This is a genomic window from Pseudomonas sp. S2_C11, from assembly GCF_054668395.1.
On the sequence record NZ_CP162765.1, the window covers coordinates 5,483,865 to 5,503,102 of the forward strand.

Sequence of the window (19,238 nt, forward strand, 5' to 3'; positions counted from 1 at the left end):
GGCTGATTGCAGGAAGCGCCTCTGCGGGCACCTGGTGGCTTTTCAAGAAGCACCGTTATCGGGACGCCGCGCGGCGGGCCGCCGTCACGCCGGTAGCGATCTGTTTCCATATATTGCACCGGCTTCCAGAGCGAAGTCGCGGTGTTAACCTGCAAAAGCCCTGCCCAAGGGCAATTCCTACATTAAAAGCGGATTTTTACCCTGCTCGCGCAGAACGTCTGACGTCTGTCCGCGCGCCTCGTCATCAAGGAGCCCACGCCATGCATGCCATCAGTTTCATTCAGGATCTGGCAGTGATCATGCTGGTCGCGGGCGTGGTAACCGTACTGTTTCATCGTTTCAAACAACCGGTGGTGCTCGGCTACATCGTCGCCGGCTTCATCATCGGCCCGCATACGCCGCCGTTCGGCCTGATTCACGACGAAGAAACCATCAAGACCCTGGCCGAACTCGGGGTGATCTTCCTCATGTTCTGCCTTGGCCTGGAGTTCAGCCTGCGCAAGCTGTTCAAGGTCGGCGCCACGGCGTTCATTGCCGCGTTTCTCGAAATCATCCTGATGATCTGGATCGGTTACGAAATCGGTCGCTGGTTCGACTGGAACACCATGGATTCGTTGTTCCTCGGCGCGATTCTGGCGATCTCCTCCACCACGATCATCGTCAAAGCGCTGAATGATCTGAAGATGAAAAACGAGCGCTTTGCGCAGTTGATCTTCGGCGTGCTGATTGTGGAGGACATCCTTGGCATCGGCATCATCGCGCTGCTGTCGAGCATCGCCGTCAGCGGCACGGTGAGCTCGGGGGAAGTGTTTTCCACGGTCGGCAAGCTGTCGCTGTTCATGATCGTCGCGCTGGTCATCGGCATTCTGTTGGTGCCGCGTCTGTTGGCTTATGTGGCGAAATTCGAAAGCAACGAGATGCTGCTGATCACCGTGCTCGGCCTGTGTTTCGGCTTCTGTCTGCTGGTGGTCAAGCTCGAATACAGCATGGTTCTCGGGGCTTTCCTGATCGGTGCGATCATGGCCGAGTCGAAGCAGTTGTTGAAAATCGAGCAGTTGGTCGAGCCGGTTCGCGACTTGTTCAGTGCGATCTTTTTTGTCGCCATCGGCTTGATGCTCGACCCGCTGATTCTCATCGAATACGCCTGGCCGATCGCGGTGATCACCGTGGCCGTGGTGCTGGGCAAGATGTTGTCCTGCGGCCTCGGTGCGTTTATCGCTGGCAACGACGGACGGACCTCACTGCGGGTCGGCATGGGTCTGTCACAGATCGGCGAATTTTCCTTCATCATCGCCGCGCTGGGCATGACCTTGCAGGTGACCAGCAACTTCCTCTACCCGGTCGCTGTAGCCGTGTCGGTGATCACCACACTGCTGACACCGTATCTGATCCGCGCGGCGGATCCGTTGTCGATCAAGCTCTCGGCAGTCGTGCCCAAGCGTCTCGGGCGTGTACTCGGCATGTATGGCGAATGGTTGCGCAGCATCCAGCCGCAAGGTGAGGGCGCGCTACTGGCGTCGATGATCCGACGGATCCTGTTGCAGGTCGGGGTCAATCTGGCGCTGGTGATTGCGATCTTCTTTGCCGGCGCATACTTCGCCGAGCGCATGTCGTTGTGGCTGCAGGACTGGATCAGCGATCCGAGCTGGCAGAAGGCACTGATCTGGGGCGGGGCGTTGCTGGTCTCGCTACCGTTCCTGATTGCGGCTTATCGCAAGCTCAAGGCGCTGTCGATGCTGCTGGCGGAAATGGGCGTCAAGCCGGAGATGGCCGGGCGTCACACGCAGCGAGTGCGCCGGGTGATCGCCGAAGTGATCCCGATTCTCTCGCTGCTGGTGATTTTCCTGCTGTTGGCAGCCTTGTCGGCCAGTATCCTGCCGACCAACAAGCTGCTGGTGCTGATCGCCGTCGTCGCGGCCGCCGTTGCGGCGCTGCTCTGGCGCTGGTTCATCCGCGTGCATACGCGGATGCAGGTGGCCTTGCTGGAAACCCTCGACAACCATAAGGAATCGTCGGGGCATTGACCCACAGGGGCGTTTGGCGGCTCAGCTTTCCAGCCAGACGTCCCGCGCCCAGTGCCACACCGATTCCCAGGTTTCTTCAGCAATCAGTTCTTCTTCGGCCTGCCACAGCACCACGGTGCCGTCTTCTTCGACACAGTAGTAGTCATCGCCGTCCTGACAGATCGGGATCAAGCTGCGATCAACACCCGCGTCCCATGCATTGGCCGCCACGTCCGGCAGATAGGTGCGCGATTGCGGATCAGTGACGGTCACCGGCTCGAGGCTGCCATAGACCACATCGCTGACGGTCAGCAAAAATTCTTTGAAGACGAACGGAATGTCGATGAACAGTTGTTCTTCGATTTCCACCAGCAGGTCTTCGTCAGGCAATTCCAAAGGAACCGGTACGGGTTCGTTGGCTTCGCGCAGTTGTTCGATGATTTCTTCCACGTCCGGGATCCTCTTGCTGAATGGCGCGGTTTATATGGGCCGGTTTATACAGTAGCTCGCCATAGATGCAACCGTGAAATGAAAAACCCCGGCCGAGGCCGGGGTTCTGTTACCGCAAGTGAAGCGCAGCAGGGATCAGCCGTTCTGGCGGATACCGGCGACCAGCCAAGGCTGGTTGTCGCCCTGCGGACGTTCCATGTTCCAGCTTTCGCTGAAGACTTCGCCCTGGTCGAAACGCGAGGTTTTCGACACGCCGGTGAAGGTCAGGGTGGCGATGGTCTTGTCGGCACGATCGTCGACGCCGTCCAGCTGCACCTGCAGGTTGTCGATGTAGGTCGACTGGAAGCCATCGCCCAGATCCGCACGCTCACGCTTGAGGAACTCAAGCATTTGCGGGGTCACGAACTCGGCGATCTTGTCCATTTCGTTGGCGTCCCAGTGCTGCTGCAGCGACTGGAAGTGGCTACGCGCAGCTTCAAGGAAGCGCTCTTCGTTGAACCAGGCCGGTGCGTTGATCACTGGACGGGCGGCAGCCGGAGCAGCCGAACCACCGAAGATCGAACCCATGGCGGCAGGCTTCTGCTCGAACACTTCACGCTGCATCGGCGCGCCGGCCGGAGCGAATTGCTCCTGCTGCTTGCGACGACGGGCGGCGATGAAGCGGAAGATCACGAACGCGATCAGGGCCATGATCAGGATGTCGAAGATCTGCATGCCCTGGAAACCGTCGCCCATGAACATCGACGCGAGCAGGCCACCGGCGGCGATGCCCGCCAATGGGCCGAGCCAGCGCGAAGCACCGCCGGCCTTGGCCGCGGCGCCAGCAGCACCGGCAGCGCCAGCGGTCGCTGCTGCGCCGCCCACGCCTGGAGAAGAGGGAGCCATCTGGCTGGTCTGGTGCGTCGGCGCAGCGCCGGCGCTTTTGCCACCACCAAAGCGCTTGGCGTTGGCGTCGAGGCTCATCGTCAGGCCGATGCACAACGCCATGGCGATGCTAAGAAAACGTTTCATAAAGGGTATTCCCGTTTTGTGGAGACACGCGCGCCATGTTGCACAGCTGAAGTGTTACTGGCTAGCGAGAGAGTGTTTCGGGCTTTTGCCTGACAGGTTGCGTTCAGCTTGGCGAGGCAATCAGCCGATGTACTTTTGTCTGTAGGAAAAGGCGATAGGTTCAGAGGGATTGATGCACTTGCGTCGCATAACCTGTGGGAGCGAGCCTGCTCGCGAAGGTGTCGTGTCAGGCAAATGATTGCTTGATGACACAGCGCTTTCGCGAGCAGGCTCGCTCCCACATGGGTTCAGTGCCGGTGATTAGATCGCTTCCAGCTTGGCATAGCCGAGCATCAGCCACTTGCTGCCTTCGCTGAAATTCACCTGTACCCGGGCCTGGGCGCCGGAGCCTTCGAAGTTGAGGATCACGCCCTCGCCGAAGATCGAGTGACGTACGGCCTGACCGAGCACAAAACCGGTTTCCGGAATCTCGCTGCCGCTGAACAGGCTGCTGCCGCTCATCGACTGGTTGCCGCCGAACGGTCGGCTGACGCTATTGGACAGGCGCACTTCCTGGATCAGGCCTTTGGGCACCTCGCGGACGAAACGCGATACCTTGTTATAGGTTTCGCTGCCGTACAGGCGCCGGGTTTCCGCGTAGGTCATGACCAGATTCTGCATCGCCCGGGTGATACCGACGTAAGCCAGGCGCCGTTCTTCCTCGAGACGACCCGGTTCTTCCAGGCTCATCTTGTGCGGGAACAGGCCTTCTTCCATGCCCACGAGGAACACGTAAAGGAATTCCAGACCTTTGGCGCTGTGCAGGGTCATCAGTTGCACACTGTCTTCGTGCTCGTCGGCCTGAGTATCGCCGGCCTCCAGCGATGCGTGGCCGAGGAATGCCGCCAGTGGCGTGAGTTCTTCGTCCTCTTCGGTGTTCTCGAAGTTACGTGCGGCGCTGACCAGTTCCTCAAGGTTTTCCACCCGCGCCTGGCCTTTTTCGCCTTTTTCCGCTTCGTGATAAGCGATCAGGCCGGATTGCTCGATGACGGTTTGCGTCATCAGGTGCAGCGGCATCTCGGCGCACTTGGCGGCGAGGTTCTCGATCAGTTCGATAAACGCACCGAGCGCACTCGCGGCGCGCCCGGTCAGGCCTTTGTTCGCCACCAGTTGGCGCATCGCTTCCCACATCGACACGTCGCTGTGTCGCGCATGCTCGCGGATCGCTTCGACGGTTTTCTCGCCGATGCCCCGCGCCGGTACATTGATCACTCGCTCCAGCGCCGCGTCGTTGCCACGACCTTCGAGCAAGCGCAGGTAGGCCATGGCGTTCTTGATTTCCGCGCGTTCGAAGAAGCGCTGCCCGCCATAGATGCGGTACGGGATGCGCTCGCGCAGCAGGGCTTCTTCGAGCACCCGCGACTGGGCGTTGGAGCGGTACAGAATCGCGATATCGCTACGGGCCAGACCGGTTTTCAGCGCGCTTTCGATGGTTTCTACCACGTAGCGCGCTTCGTCATGCTCGTTGAACGCGGCGTACAGGTTGATCGCTTCGCCATCGCCACCGTCGGTCCACAGCTCTTTACCAAGACGCCCGGTGTTGTTGGCGATCAGCGCGTTGGCGGCTTTGAGGATACCGGCGGTGGAGCGGTAATTCTGTTCCAGACGAATCGTTTCGGAGTCCGGGAAGTCCGAAGAGTACTGATGGATGTTCTCGATCTTCGCCCCGCGCCAGCCGTAAATCGACTGGTCGTCGTCGCCGACCACCATCAGGCTGTCGCCGCCCTTGCCGAGCAGGCGCAACCAGGCGTACTGCACGGCGTTGGTGTCCTGGAATTCGTCGACCAGAATATGGCGGAAGCGCTTTTGGTAGTGCGCCAGCAGGCCCGGGTGATCGCGCCACAGATCGAGCGCGCGCAGCAGCAGTTCGGAGAAGTCGATCACGCCAGCCCGCAGGCACGCTGCCTCGTAGGCTTCGTAGATGCCGCGCATGGTGGCGAGGAACAGGTCGCCGCTGGCCTGAATGTGTTGCGGCCGCAGACCTTCGTCTTTCTGGCCGTTGATGAACCACTGCGCCTGACGCGCCGGCCAGCGTTGCTCGTCCAGACCGAGCTCGCGGATCACCCGCTTGACCAGCCGTTGCTGGTCATCGCTGTCGAGAATCTGGAAGGTCTGGCTCAGGCCCGCTTCCTGCCAGTGCGCCCGCAGCAAGCGGTGCGCGAGGCCGTGGAAGGTGCCGACCCACATGCCGGCCGGGTTGATGCCCAGCAACTGCTCGATGCGATGGCGCATCTCGGCAGCGGCCTTGTTGGTGAAGGTCACCGACAGGATGGAGTGAGGCGAGGCGTTTTCGACCTGGATCAACCAGGCGATACGGTGCACCAGCACTCGGGTTTTACCGGAACCGGCGCCGGCCAGGACCAACTGACGGCCAACGGGGGCTGCTACGGCCTGGCGTTGGGCATCGTTGAGGGAGTTCAGCAGAAGGGAGAGATCATCGCGCATCGGGGCATTCTAGGGTGCGCCGCAGGCCCGGGCAAACCGTGCGTTGCATTAGCCGATGAAAGTGCTGCCGATGACGACCGGTCGGTCACTGGCTGCAGGCTTCGGCCCGTCTCGCCTGAGGGGTTGCAGCGGTGCGCAAGCGGCGGAAAATTTCCCCGCAATTGTGATCGGCAGCAGTTTGGCATCGGGATCGGCTTGTGTATGCTCCGTCCACGTTTCGGGCGCACGCCCTCCTATAAGAACAAGAACGTTGCCCATGATCCTCAGCGCCGAACTGTCGGGGCCCTCCGTGGACCCCCGGGTGATCCGCAAGCACTATGCCGTCGAAATGGCGGTGGAGCGCACGCGTCTGCTGTATCAGGGCTCGTTGTTGCCCACGCTGTTCATGTTGATCAATGGTCTGGTCTGCGCCGCTTTGCTCTGGAGCCCGCAGCGCTACTTCGTGGTCAGCGTCTGGCTGGTGTGGCTGCTGTCGCTGGTCGCGCTGCGGGTGATTCAGGTGGCCGCGTTCGATTCGGCGATTCCCGATCGTCAGGCCCGGCCAATCTGGTTCCGCATGTTCCTGCTCGGTTCGACCATGACCGGCCTGACGCTGGCCGGAGCCGGCATCGCTCTGGTGCCCGCTGACAACTTCATGCAGCAAGCCTGGGTGTTCGGCCTGATCGGCGCGGCAACGCTGTCCGCCAGCGTCGCCTACGCGGTGAGCCTGCCGGCGTTCCTCTCGTTTACCTTGCCGTGCCTGCTGCCAGCGATCGGCTACCTGTTCTGGGGCGGCGACGATCAGGCGCGGGGCTGGGGCTGGCTGGGTCTGATCCTGCTCGGTTCGCTGAGTGTGGTGGCATGGCAGGTCAATCGGCTGATCGACCGTGGATTGCTTCGGCGCTTCCAGAATCAGCATCTGATCGAGCATTTGCAGCAAGCGCAGACGCGCAGCGAACAACTCAATCAGGAGCTTGGCAAAGAGATCGAACAGCGCCGCTGTGCCGAGGCGCAATTGCGTGAAGCGCAGGTCGATCTGGAAGATCGCGTGGCCCAGCGCAGCCGCGAACTGGATGCCGCCAATCAGGCCCTGAGCAAAAGCGAAGCGCGCCTGGCGCTGGCGCTCAAGGCCAGTGAGCTCGGATTGTGGGACTGGAACCTGCAGACCGACGAAGTCCACCACACACAGATTCAGGAACTGTTCGGCCTCGCCCCGGAATACGTCACCGCGCTGCTGCGCGACCTCAAGCCACGACTGCACCCTGAGGATGTGCCGTCACTCAAGTTCGCCCTGGTCGAGCATCTGAAGGGGCGCACCGAGGATTATCAGGTTGAGTATCGCCTGCGCCACGGCGACGGCCACTGGGTGTGGATCGAGGACCGTGGCCGCGCCGTAGAGCGCAGCGCCAGCGGCCGGGTGATCCGCATGGTCGGTACTCGCCGCGATATCAGCGCCAGCAAAAGCCTCGAAGAGCAGCAGCGGCTGGCGGCCACGGTGTTCGAAGCGGCCAGCGAAGGCATCGTGATTCTCGACCCGAACTACGCGCTGATTGCGATCAACCAGGCGTTCAGCCGGGTCACCGGTTACGAGATCGACGACATGCTCGGGCGCAACGTCGTCGAGTTGCCCTGCAGCCGCGATGCCCATCGCCACTATGTGGCGATCCGGTATGCACTGGAGCAGCACGGCAGTTGGCAGGGTGAACTCGTGGAAACCCGCAAGAACGGCGAATTGTATCCGCAGTGGCTGCAGCTCAACGCGGTGCGCGACAGCCGGGGCAATGTCAGCCATATTGTCGGCTTCTTCGCCGATCTCTCGGCACGGCGTGCGTCGGAAGAACGCCTGCGTTATCTGACCCATTACGATGAGCTCACCGGCCTGGCCAACCGTTCACTGTTCCGCGAACGCCTGCACGAAGCCCATCAGCGGGTGCGGCAGGGCGGGCGCCGCAGTCTCGCATTGCTGCACATCAATCTGGATCGCTTCAAATTGCTCAATGACAGCCTCGGCCATGAAGTCGCCGATCAGCTGCTGCAAAAAATGGCGCGGCGGCTGGTCAATGCCTTGCCTGAGGCCGACACCATTGCGCGCTTGTCCGGAGACGAGTTTGCCGTGCTATTCGATGCCTACGGCAATCTGTCGAGCCTGGCGCGGGTGGCGACGCGGTTGTCGGCCAAGCTGCGTTTGCCGCTGAGCGTCGACGGGCATGAACTGGTGGTCAGCGCTTCAATGGGCATCAGCCTGTTGCCGGACAACGCGCGGGAGATTTCCGCGCTGGTCAGCCAGTCGAACATGGCCATGCAGCATGCCAAACATCTGGGCGGCAACAATTTCCAGTTCTTCACCGACAGCCTGCAAGCCAGCACACTCGAACGCTTGCAGCTGGAAAACCACTTGCGCCGAGCCATTGAAGAACAGCAACTGACAGTGTTCTACCAACCGAAACTGTGCCTGCAAACCGGCCGCATGAATGCCGCTGAAGCGCTGGTGCGCTGGGATCATCCGAGCATGGGCCAGGTGCCGCCGGCGGATTTCATTGGCCTGGCCGAAGAGACCGGTCTGATCGGGCCGATCGGCGAATTCGTTTTGCGTCAGGCGTGCTGGCAGGCGTGCGAATGGCAACGGCAGGGCCTGGCGCCGATCCGCGTGTCGGTGAACCTGTCGGTGCATCAGCTGCGCCAGGGCAAACTGGTCAGTCTGGTCCGGCAAGTGCTGGAAGAAACCGGGCTGGCGCCGCACTACCTCGAGCTGGAGCTGACCGAAAGTCATTTGCTCGACAGCGTCGAACACATCATTGCCACGTTCCAGCAACTGCGCGATCTGGGAGTGAAACTGGCGATCGATGATTTCGGTACCGGGTATTCGTCGTTGAGTTACCTCAAGCGCATTCCGGTGGATTACGTGAAGATTGATCAGGCGTTCATTCGCGGCTTGAGCGAGGGCAGTGCGGACGCGGCGATCACTCGCGCGATCATCGCCATGGCCCACGGACTGGCCCTCAAAGTCGTCGCCGAGGGTGTCGAGCGTGAGGATCAGCTGGCATTTCTGCGCGCCGAACGCTGCGACGAAGTGCAAGGTTATCTGATCAGCCGGCCGGTGGACGCTGCCCGTCTGGCCGGGCTTCTGCGTGATCAGGCAAATCCGCAGTAAGGGCTACATGCACCTCAGCGCGCCTGATGCCGGGACATCGAGTTACGCATTGAGCAGGCAAAATGCCCATTCATGTAGTATAACTACAAGCTTGCTACATCCTTGCCCACAAGAAGAGTCCAGCCCCTTGAATCTGCTGCAACACATCGCCCAGTCACGTCACCTGTTACGCAAGTCGGAGCTCAAGGTCGCCGACCACGTGCTGCTTGACCCTGCGGCAGTGATGCACAGCTCCATGGCCGACCTGGCTCACAGCGTCGGCATCAGCGAGCCGACCATCGTGCGCTTCTGCCGCGCCATCGGTTGTTCCGGCTTTCAGGATCTCAAGCTGAAACTGGCGCAAAGCCTGGCCGCCGGCGCCAGCTTCGGCCAGTTCGCGATCCACGAAGATGACTCCGTCGCCGACTACAGCCTGAAGATTTTCGACACCACGCTGCACACCCTGATGGAAGTGCGCGAGAAGCTCGACCCGGTGGAGTTACAGCGCGCGGTGACGCTGATGTCCCAGGCGCAGCGTGTCGAGTTCTATGGCTTCGGTGCTTCCGGTGCGGTGGCCGCGGATGCACAGCACAAGTTCTTCCGTTTGTTGCTGACCGCAGCGGCGTATTCCGATCCGCACATGCAGGCGATGTCGGCTGTGACGCTGAAGCCTACCGATGTGGCGATCTGTATTTCCCAGTCAGGGCGCTCCAAGGATTTGCTGATCACCGCTAACCTCGTTCGCGAGAGCGGGGCATCGCTGATCACCCTGTGCCCGAGCCAGACGCCGTTGGCCGAACTGTCGACCGTCAATCTGGCGATCGATGTGCATGAAGACACCGAGATCTACACGCCGCTGACCTCGCGAATCGCCCACCTGGTCGTGATCGACGTGCTGGCGATGGGCGTGGCCATGGCGCGCGGGCCGAGCCTGGTCAATCACCTCAAGAGCGTCAAGCGCAGTCTGCGCAGTTTGCGTTTGTCTCCAAAAGCCGTGAAAGCGCTGGATGACTGAGCAAGGTCGTTCCGACCTTGTTCGCGAGCAGGCTCGCTCCCACAGGGGATCTCCTGAGAACATAAATTCTGGGTCATAACGGGATCAGATGTGGGAGCGAGCCTGCTCGCGAAAGCGCCCTCCAAAAAATCACATTCCTGCGCACATTTCATCACATTGTCATCCCCGCGCAGCCAAATCGTCATCCCCCACGCCTATCGTGAAACTCCCGTACTCGCCCTGGGAGACTCGAAATGGCTCAGCCCTACGAAGAACGCAACAGCGCCGCGAAAACCCGTCGTCAGCAGGAAGATCAGCGCCGCATGGAATTTCGCCGCGCAATCGAAGATCGCTTCGAACTTCGCCAGCTTCAGGCCGAGATCGGCGATTTTCCCGAGATCACGCACTGGCAGGCGACGCCCGCAGCTTCCCGTCGAAACGCTCAACCAACGCAATAATCTGCGCCCGCTCGCTGCGGATGAACGCCAGGAAGGCGTGCGCCACCGGTGACAGCCGCTTGGCTTTGGCCTGCACCAGACACCAGCTGCGCAGCAGCGGCAACTCTTCGACCGGCAGCTCGACCAGGCCGCCGGTCGCCAGCTCCAGGTTCAGGGCGTGGCGCGTCAACAGCGCCAGGCCCAGACCCGCCACCACGCATTCGCGCTGGGCTTCGGCGGACGCTACTTCCTGGGTCTGGGTGAAATGCACGCGCTTTTCCTTGAAGTATTCCTCACAGGCCAGACGCGTGCCAGAACCCGGCTCGCGGATCAGCAGCGTATACGGCTCCAGATCCTGCAAGCGCAGCGGGCCCATGTGCGCCAGCGGGTGATCCGGACGCGCCACAGCGACAATCGGATTGTTGAGGAACGGCAGGAATTCCAGGCCCATGTCCTGCGGCACCATCGACATGATCACCAGATCATCGCGGTTGTCCGAGAGGCGGCGGATGACCTGGCCACGGTTGACCACGGTCAGCTGCAAGTTGACTTCCGGATGCTGGCGCTTGAACGCGGCAAACAGATGCGGCACGAAATATTTGGCGCTCGATTCCACTGCCAGTTTTAGCTGACCCTGCAGCGAACCCTGCATGTCCGACAGTTGCATATCGAGGTTTTCCAGCCGCCCGAAAATGTCGCGACTGGCACGTTGGAGCGCTTCCGCCGCCTCGGTCATGTAGAGTTTTTTGCCGACATAGTCGAACAGCGGCTGACCGATCAGCTCTTCAAGCTGACGAATCTGTAGGCTCACGGCCGGTTGTGTGAGGGACATTTCCTCAGCAGCGCGGCTGTAGGAACGTAAATCACACACCTCATTGAAGATCTGCAACTGACGCAATGTCATACGCATCAATGACTTACGCATTTTATTCAGGCTCTCACGGCACACGGATGTTGCGACTATAAGTGTTTACTTATGCCTGACCCAATTTTTATTCATTTTTGTTAATCCCTCAGCAGCGCTAGTGTGGACCTGCGACTGAATTGAAACATTTGGTCACGCGTCGACCTGGGTCTAGCAGGTCGTGGTGCCACCGGCTCAAGGGAACCTCCAAGTGATAAAAAAGATCCTGATCGCCAACCGTGGTGAGATTGCCGTACGCATCGTACGAGCCTGCGCCGAAATGGGCATTCGCTCGGTTGCGATTTTCTCCGACGCCGATCGCCATGCCTTGCATGTGAAGCGTGCGGACGAGGCCTACAGCGTGGGTGCCGAGCCACTGGCCGGCTATCTGAACCCGCGCAAGCTGGTGAACCTGGCGGTGGAAACCGGCTGCGATGCGCTGCACCCCGGCTACGGCTTCCTTTCGGAAAACGCCGAGCTGGCGGAAATCTGCGCTGAGCGCGGTATCAAATTCATCGGCCCGTCGGCGGAAGTCATCCGGCGCATGGGCGACAAGACCGAAGCGCGGCGCAGCATGATCAAGGCCGGCGTACCGGTGACGCCCGGTACCGAAGGCAACGTCTCCGGCATCGAAGAAGCCTTGGTCGAAGGCGACCGCATCGGTTATCCGGTAATGCTCAAGGCCACCTCCGGTGGTGGCGGGCGCGGTATCCGTCGCTGCAACAGCCGCGAAGAACTCGAACAGAACTTCCCCCGGGTCATATCAGAAGCCACCAAGGCGTTCGGTTCGGCGGAAGTGTTCCTGGAAAAATGCATCGTCAATCCCAAGCACATCGAAGCGCAGATCCTTGGCGACAGCTTCGGCAATGTCGTGCACCTGTTCGAGCGTGACTGCTCGATCCAGCGCCGCAACCAGAAGCTGATCGAGATCGCGCCGAGCCCGCAGCTGACCCCGGAACAGCGCGCCTACATCGGCGACCTGTCGGTACGTGCAGCCAAGGCTGTGGGCTACGAGAACGCCGGCACCGTGGAGTTCCTGCTCGCCGAGGGCGAGGTGTACTTCATGGAAATGAACACGCGGGTGCAGGTGGAACACACCATCACCGAAGAAATCACCGGCATCGACATCGTCCGCGAACAGATTCGCATCGCTTCCGGCCTGCCGCTATCGGTGAAGCAGGAAGACATTCAGCACCGTGGCTTTGCGTTGCAGTTCCGTATCAACGCCGAAGACCCGAAGAACAACTTCCTGCCGAGCTTCGGCAAAATTACCCGTTACTACGCCCCCGGCGGCCCGGGCGTGCGCACCGACACGGCGATCTACACCGGCTACACCATTCCGCCGTTCTACGACTCGATGTGCCTGAAACTGGTGGTCTGGGCGCTGACCTGGGAAGAGGCGATGGACCGTGGTCTGCGGGCGCTGGACGACATGCGTCTGCAGGGCGTGAAGACCACCGCCGCCTACTACCAGGAAATCCTGCGCAACCCGGAATTCCGTAGCGGCCAGTTCAACACCAGCTTCGTTGAAAGCCACCCGGAACTGACCAACTACTCGATCAAGCGCAAACCCGAAGAGCTGGCCCTGGCCATCGCCGCCGCCATCGCCGCCCACGCAGGCCTGTGAGGAATACAAGAATGAGCAAGAAAATCTTCGTAACAGACACCATCCTGCGCGACGCTCACCAATCGCTGCTCGCCACCCGCATGCGCACCGAAGACATGCTGCCGATCTGCGACAAGCTCGACAAGGTCGGCTACTGGTCGCTGGAATGCTGGGGCGGCGCGACGTTCGACGCCTGCGTGCGCTTTCTCAAGGAAGACCCATGGGAGCGCCTGCGCCAACTGCGTGCGGCGCTGCCCAATACCCGCCTGCAAATGCTCCTGCGCGGGCAGAATCTGCTCGGCTATCGCCACTACAGCGATGACGTGGTCAAAGCTTTCGTCGCCAAAGCAGCGGTGAACGGCATCGACGTGTTCCGCATTTTCGATGCGATGAACGATGTGCGTAACCTGAGGGTGGCCATCGAAGCGGTGAAGGCTGCCGGTAAACACGCACAGGGCACCATCGCCTACACCACCAGCCCGGTGCACACCATCGACGCTTTCGTCACCCAGGCCAAGCAAATGGAATCCATGGGCTGCGACTCGGTAGCGATCAAGGACATGGCCGGTCTGCTGACCCCGTATGCCACTGGTGAACTGGTGCGTGCTCTGAAAGCCGAGCAGTCGTTGCCGGTGTTCATCCACTCCCACGACACCGCCGGCCTGGCCGCCATGTGCCAGCTCAAGGCGATCGAAAACGGCGCCGATCACATCGACACCGCGATCTCCAGCTTCGCCTCGGGCACCAGCCACCCGGGCACCGAATCAATGGTTGCCGCGCTCAAGGGCACCGAGTACGACACCGGCCTGAATCTGGAGCTGCTCCAGGAAATCGGCCTGTACTTCTATGCCGTACGCAAGAAGTACCACCAGTTCGAAAGCGAATTCACCGCCGTCGATACCCGTGTGCAGGTCAACCAGGTACCGGGCGGGATGATCTCCAACCTCGCCAACCAGTTGAAAGAGCAGGGCGCTCTGAATCGCATGGGCGAAGTGCTCGCAGAAATCCCGCGCGTACGTGAAGACCTCGGCTTCCCGCCGCTGGTGACCCCGACTTCGCAGATCGTCGGCACCCAGGCGTTCTTCAACGTACTGGCCGGCGAGCGCTACAAGACCATCACCAACGAAGTGAAGCTGTATCTGCAGGGCGGCTACGGCAAGGCACCGGGCGTGGTCAATGAAAAGCTGCGGCGTCAGGCGATCGGCAGCGAAGACGTCATCGACGTGCGCCCGGCCGATCTGCTCAAACCGGAAATGACCAAGCTGCGTGCCGATATCGGCGCACTGGCCAAATCCGAAGAAGACGTACTGACCTTCGCCATGTTCCCGGACATCGGCCGCAAGTTCCTTGAAGAACGCGCCGCCGGCACTCTTACGCCGGAAGTGCTTTTGCCGATCCCGGAAGCGGGCGCCGTTGCCTCGGCGAGCGGCGAAGGTGTGCCGACCGAGTTTGTCATCGATGTGCACGGCGAAACCTACCGCGTCGACATCACTGGTGTCGGCGTCAAGGCCGAGGGCAAGCGCCACTTCTATCTGTCCATCGACGGCATGCCGGAAGAAGTGGTGTTCGAACCGCTCAACGAATTTGTCGGTGGTGGCAGCAGCAAACGCAAACAGGCCTCGGCACCGGGCCATGTCAGCACCACCATGCCGGGCAACATCGTCGATGTGCTGGTCAAGGAGGGCGATACCGTCAAGGCAGGCCAGGCGGTACTGATCACCGAAGCGATGAAGATGGAGACCGAAGTCCAGGCTGCCATCGGCGGCAAGGTCACGGCGATTCATGTGGCCAAGGGCGACCGGGTCAACCCGGGCGAAATCCTCATCGAGATCGAAGGCTGAGATAACAGTCGCGATCCAATGCTTTAAACCTCGGGGGGGCATGTGCTCCCCTTTTTTTTGCCTGTGATTTTCCGACCTGTCAGGTCATTGTCAGGGACCGCATGTGGGAGCGAGCCTGCTCGCGAATGCGCCAGGTCAGCCAATAGCATCTTTTGTATGATGCACCGCTTTCGCGAGCAGGCTCGCTCCCACAGGAGGCGTGCTTAATCCATCAGAACGCCATGCGCCATTGACCCGCCACGCCATACGTTCGGCTGTCATTACCCAGCTCACCCGTCAAGCCCACGCCCAGTGTGTGCGCCGCCGAAAGACCAAGATCGAGCCCCGCATCCAGCGACAGACTGTTCCGATCCAGTGCCGCGCCGGTCACTTCGAAGCGCTTGCCGCCCTTGCGCAGTTGCTGGCGGGTGTCACTGTCGATGTCGCCGTAGGTATGTTTCCAGCCTGCGCTCAATCGCGGGGTCAAATGCATGCCGTTATCCAGCGTATTGACCAGCGCAACACGCAGACCGAAGGTGCTGCTGAAGTTGTCGCGGGTCTGGCCGTAGACTTTCAACGCCGCGTCGCCGCCCTTTTCGTTGTAGCTGTCGCGCTGATAGCGCTGATAGCCGAGGCTGGCGAAGGGTTCGAGGGTCACGTTGTTGCGGCCCAGGTTGAACCCGGCCTCGGCAAATGCTTGCTGAGTATTGGCGTCGTAATTGCCTTTGAGACGATCGCTGAAACCCTTGAACGCGACCCGCCGTGTGCTGCTGCCGTCATGGCTGGCGTAGGTCGCACCTAGGCGCAAAGACAGCGGGCCATCCTGACGCACGGCGTAGGCACCGAGGTGCCAGCTGTCGAGGTCGCCGTCGTACTGGCGGGCATCGAGTTTGGTCTGCGATTTGCCGCCAAGCAGGCCGACATGCCAGTGCTCGTCGAGTCGCCAGTCAGCGCCCACGACCAGCCCTTGCGTGGCATGTTGGAGGATGCCGTCAGCGTCGCGGTCAACCTTGCCGCCGTGGCCCAGCGCCTGAACCCACACCCGTCCGGAGTCTTCGTTGCCTGCGGCCTGACGCGGTGAACTGCGCGAGCCGTCAGTAGAGCCGGAACGGTTGTCCAGTTGGCGCATCGCCGAGAGCATGCTCGTACTGACCGGCGTGATACTGCTCAGCGTGGCTTTGGCGAGGTTGGCATTGCTGCCTGCGGCAAGTTGATCGAGGGCGATTGGCGCGGTGGTTTTATCGCTGGTCAGCAGTGCGGCGACGGCGGTGTTAATGGGCTTTGCAGGCTCCGACGCGGGCTGTGCGGTGGTTTGTGCAGTTACGATTTCGTCGGGTATCGATGATTCCACCGATGCGGAGTCTTCAATCAAGGTCGCAACTGAGGTCAGGGCGGGGGCTGGAGCTGCGATCACCGCTGTCATTGAAGCTGGAGCGGGCGTTGTCGCGATCGGTACAGCGGGAGAAGTCGGCTGCTCTGGCTCGATAATACTTCCTGCAAGTGCGCCTGCATTTTCTGTAGGAGCGAGGCTTTCAAGCGGTTCACCATTGCGAGCGTAAGTCAGCCCAACCGATTTCTTGTTGTATTGAGCCGTGGCCGTCATATACGCCAGATCGTTCTCGATCCGGCCAAACTCGCCTTTCACCTCACGGGCTTCGATGATTTTGTATTGGCTGCTCTGCGGATATTCTCCGGGAGCCGAAACAATCTTCAGGGTGGCACCTTCGAGTTGGGCGGTGCCATCGACCTTGATCGTCTGACCACCAGCGGGAGTGACCTCGTAAGCCAATTCGGCGCCAGGCGCCAAGTGCAAATTACCCTTCACTCGTGGTGCGCCAAGCGCTGCATTGACGGTGAGCAGCCCACCCACCTCAAGATTTCCCACCGTGCCTTTACCGGCGAAACTGCCGCCATTCTTGACATACACATCACCCTTGATGCTGCCGAGGTTGGTCAACGCTCCACCGCTGTCGACCAGAACACCTTCATGGAAATCGCCTTTGGAGCTCAATGTCCAGTCGCCTTGGGCGACGAATAACCCATTGAAGTTGCGCGTGTCGTTCAACGTGCCGCCATCCGCAGCATTCAGGAACAACACGTTATCGCCCTTGCCGCCATCCAGCCGGCCAGTGAAGCTTGCCCCGTCTGCAAGGGTGATCAAGTCGTTGACTTCAGTCCCTTTGAACACGGCTTCCGGTGTCGTAAAGGTAATCGGCACTGTGCTCGCGTCGTTGAGAAAACCCTGGAGCCGTTCCAAAGCCTGTTGCTTGGGGTTGGCTTCGGGCTGCTCCGTCGTTTCCATGCTTGGGGGCTGCTCGATTGCTTCAGTGGATTGCTCGGCGTTCGCCAGCGCTACGCAACCCATTGCCAATGAAATAGCCAGAGCCAGGTGTTTTGGTGCGAATAGGTGTTGAGTGGGCATCAGGTTCGATTTCCGTATCGAGAAAATCCAACTCTATTGCTGCCTGAAAAAAACCGATGTCGGCCGCTTCCCACATCCACGCAGGCGACATCGGATCGTTCTGTGGAAAATCCTCACTGGATTTCGCAAACAATTCTTTTGCGCGGCGCCACTTGTTCTTTTTCCTACAGCTTTCGCTTGAAGACGGCATTTTTATCAGCGTGAAGTTAAATGCTTGTCTGCATTATTTTGCATTTGGTAAGTCAGTAGCGAGCGCTAATGTGCATTTAGTTGCAGATTTGGGGCGTCTTTGGCTGCCAGAATGCACTATATTGCAATTGTCGAAGATTTCTCTTTCTTGAAACGCATTAAAATGCACACGGAATCAACATGTACAACCTGACACTCCAGATCTTCACCGCTGGGCAATGGCACGACGCGATGATTCTTGACTTCGATGATCCGGAAAAAGGCTTCGAAAGCCGCTGCAGTTTTGGCTATGAAGCGGACTATCTGGTGGAAAACATCGAGTTGATCGGGTCGCCTTTTTCCCAAGCCGTGAGTGCCCTGTATCCGCTGGATTGGGAAGGTCGGCGCGCGAAGACACCAGCCTTTGTCCACGACATCGCACCGGCAGGCGCAGCCAAGCGGTTTCTGCTCGCCCGCCTGGGTCAGGAAAGACCCGCCGAGATCAGCGCCGATCTGTTTCTGCTGGGTCGCAGTACACCGGCTCCCATTGGCAACATGCGAATAAAGGAATCGGCGGAAGCAGTCGATGAGAGGAAGCCGATCGGATTCAAGCGCGAGGAGGTCATTAGCCGCGACAACCGCTTTCTTGAATATGTCTACGAGCTGGGCGCGGCCATCGGTGGCGCGACGGGGGCAGGTGGGGAAGCTCCGAAGCTATTACTGGCAGAGAACAGCGCCGGGCTTCTGTATCCCGATGCGGTACTGGACGATGAAGAAGTGCGACAGCACTGGTTCGTGAAATTCGCCAGAAACAGGGGCGGGCAGACCGACCAGGACATCCTGCGCAGCGAATTCCATTACTACAAAGCGCTGCAAACATTGGGCATCGAAACGGTCGCGGCAGAAGGCCTGGCCTTGGAAGAGGCGAACAAACCGAGTTTGTGGATGCGGCGTTTTGATCGACAAGTGAAAGATGGGGCGGTGTCGCGCTTTGCCGTCGAATCGATTTATTCGCTGGCAGAAGTGACGACGCCAGGCAGCGCCATGAATCATCTGGAAGTGATCCGCATGCTCGCCGGGCTCTGGCGCAAAGCGGGTCAGGCCAGCCAGATTGCCGGCCTCGTCGCCGATTATCTGCGTCGCGACCTGATCAATAAAATCCTCGGAAACTCAGATAACCACGGTCGTAACACGGCGATCATCCGGCAAGAGAACGCTTTCCAGCTCGCGCCGATTTATGACCTCGCCCCGATGGTCATGGATGACGAAGGCGTGACTCGTACGACCAAATGGCCAAGAGAGTTGGAGCGGGCGGGCGATGTCGATTGGCGAGGTGTCTGCCGCGTATTGGCCGATAACGCAGATCCGCACGATTCGTTGGCGGGGCTGGATGCCTCTGCGCTGTTCGAAGGCCTGCGCGCGGATGCCCGCCGTCTGGCCGCACTGCCGGATATTCTTGCGGCCAGCGGTTTGCCCGCCAGAACCATGAATCACCCGAGCGTGCATCTGAAAAACCTCGAGCAACGTTTGAAAGAGTGGGACCTGCAATGAGTCTGACCGTCCTCGAGCGCACGGCGCTCATCGAAAGCATTCAGCAATCACTGGCCGAAGGTACTCTGGAAATCGGTGACGCCGTGCGCCGTTTACGGGTCGAAGTCACCGGTCTGCATCAGTCCCAGTTCGCGAAGATGTGCAAGATTTCAGTGCGCACGCTGGTGCATATCGAACATGGCGAAGGCAATCAGACCCTGAAGTCGCTGAACGCGGTGTTCCGCCCATTCGGCATGAAAATGGGCGTAGTGCGGATTCGCCGGGACACCATTTGAATGC

General features: G+C 60.2%; 14 protein-coding genes. 8 read left to right on the forward strand and 6 right to left on the reverse strand.

Annotation, left to right across the window (positions count from 1 at the left end; genetic code table 11):
- The first annotated feature begins 260 nt into the window (after positions 1-260).
- Positions 261-2,024 carry a cation:proton antiporter gene (locus AB4N48_RS24630; protein ID WP_095181199.1) on the forward strand — a complete coding sequence of 588 codons (1,764 nt, stop codon included), beginning with the start codon at positions 261-263 and terminating at the stop codon, positions 2,022-2,024.
- Positions 2,025-2,045: 21 nt separating this feature from the next.
- Here the strand turns inward: AB4N48_RS24630 and AB4N48_RS24635 are convergent, their stop codons facing one another.
- From AB4N48_RS24635 to uvrD, 3 genes are all read right to left on the reverse strand, one after another.
- On the reverse strand, positions 2,046-2,453 hold the full coding sequence (locus AB4N48_RS24635) for an SMI1/KNR4 family protein (RefSeq protein WP_056790981.1): 408 nt from the start codon (positions 2,451-2,453) through the stop codon (positions 2,046-2,048).
- 135 nt (positions 2,454-2,588) lie between these two features.
- Positions 2,589-3,464, reverse strand: a complete 876-nt coding sequence (locus AB4N48_RS24640; RefSeq protein ID WP_016772449.1) for a Tim44 domain-containing protein — start codon at positions 3,462-3,464, stop codon at positions 2,589-2,591.
- Positions 3,465-3,764: 300 nt separating this feature from the next.
- Positions 3,765-5,948, reverse strand: coding sequence for a DNA helicase II (gene uvrD, locus AB4N48_RS24645; protein ID WP_460094458.1), 2,184 nt, complete (start codon positions 5,946-5,948; stop codon positions 3,765-3,767).
- A 256-nt stretch (positions 5,949-6,204) separates the two neighbouring features.
- Here uvrD and AB4N48_RS24650 point away from each other — a divergent pair, with 256 nt between their 5' ends.
- The 3 genes from AB4N48_RS24650 to AB4N48_RS24660 all read left to right on the forward strand — a co-directional run bounded on the left by AB4N48_RS24650 (position 6,205) and on the right by AB4N48_RS24660 (position 10,509).
- Positions 6,205-9,078 (forward strand): putative bifunctional diguanylate cyclase/phosphodiesterase, encoded by a 2,874-nt coding sequence (locus tag AB4N48_RS24650; protein ID WP_460094459.1) that lies wholly within the window; start codon positions 6,205-6,207, stop codon positions 9,076-9,078.
- Positions 9,079-9,205: 127 nt separating this feature from the next.
- Positions 9,206-10,072 carry a transcriptional regulator HexR gene (hexR, locus tag AB4N48_RS24655; RefSeq protein WP_007962240.1) on the forward strand — a complete coding sequence of 289 codons (867 nt, stop codon included), beginning with the start codon at positions 9,206-9,208 and terminating at the stop codon, positions 10,070-10,072.
- A 233-nt stretch (positions 10,073-10,305) separates the two neighbouring features.
- A complete protein-coding gene (locus tag AB4N48_RS24660) occupies positions 10,306-10,509 on the forward strand; it encodes a PA3496 family putative envelope integrity protein (RefSeq protein ID WP_081932351.1) in 204 nt (67 codons plus the stop codon).
- Here the strand turns inward: AB4N48_RS24660 and AB4N48_RS24665 are convergent.
- Positions 10,451-11,413 carry a LysR family transcriptional regulator gene (locus AB4N48_RS24665; RefSeq protein WP_122612790.1) on the reverse strand — a complete coding sequence of 321 codons (963 nt, stop codon included), beginning with the start codon at positions 11,411-11,413 and terminating at the stop codon, positions 10,451-10,453. The two genes, AB4N48_RS24660 and AB4N48_RS24665, sit on opposite strands and share 59 nt — an antisense overlap.
- Positions 11,414-11,603: 190 nt before the next feature.
- On the opposite strand from AB4N48_RS24665, the gene AB4N48_RS24670 reads away from it, so the two are divergent.
- Positions 11,604-13,019, forward strand: a complete 1,416-nt coding sequence (locus AB4N48_RS24670) for an acetyl-CoA carboxylase biotin carboxylase subunit (RefSeq protein WP_460094461.1) — start codon at positions 11,604-11,606, stop codon at positions 13,017-13,019.
- 11 nt (positions 13,020-13,030) lie between these two features.
- Positions 13,031-14,839, forward strand: a complete 1,809-nt coding sequence (gene oadA, locus AB4N48_RS24675; protein WP_252877141.1) for a sodium-extruding oxaloacetate decarboxylase subunit alpha — start codon at positions 13,031-13,033, stop codon at positions 14,837-14,839.
- A gap of 211 nt (positions 14,840-15,050) precedes the next feature.
- Here oadA and AB4N48_RS24680 read toward each other — a convergent pair whose 3' ends face one another.
- Together AB4N48_RS24680 and AB4N48_RS24685 are read right to left on the reverse strand one after the other, a co-directional pair.
- On the reverse strand, positions 15,051-17,240 hold the full coding sequence (locus AB4N48_RS24680; RefSeq protein WP_460094462.1) for an autotransporter family protein: 2,190 nt from the start codon (positions 17,238-17,240) through the stop codon (positions 15,051-15,053).
- Entirely contained in the window at positions 17,143-17,430 is a 288-nt protein-coding gene (locus AB4N48_RS24685) for a hypothetical protein (RefSeq protein WP_252878200.1), read from the reverse strand. Before AB4N48_RS24685 ends, AB4N48_RS24680 begins: the two co-directional genes overlap by 98 nt.
- A gap of 179 nt (positions 17,431-17,609) precedes the next feature.
- Between AB4N48_RS24685 and AB4N48_RS24690 the strand changes: the two genes are divergently transcribed.
- Both AB4N48_RS24690 and AB4N48_RS24695 read left to right on the forward strand, forming a co-directional pair.
- Positions 17,610-18,959: a HipA domain-containing protein gene (locus AB4N48_RS24690; RefSeq protein WP_460094463.1), complete on the forward strand. Its 1,350-nt coding sequence runs from the start codon at positions 17,610-17,612 to the stop codon at positions 18,957-18,959.
- Positions 18,956-19,234 (forward strand): helix-turn-helix domain-containing protein, encoded by a 279-nt coding sequence (locus AB4N48_RS24695; protein WP_071171374.1) that lies wholly within the window; start codon positions 18,956-18,958, stop codon positions 19,232-19,234. The genes AB4N48_RS24690 and AB4N48_RS24695 overlap by 4 nt, the downstream gene beginning before the upstream one ends.
- Positions 19,235-19,238 lie beyond the last annotated feature (4 nt).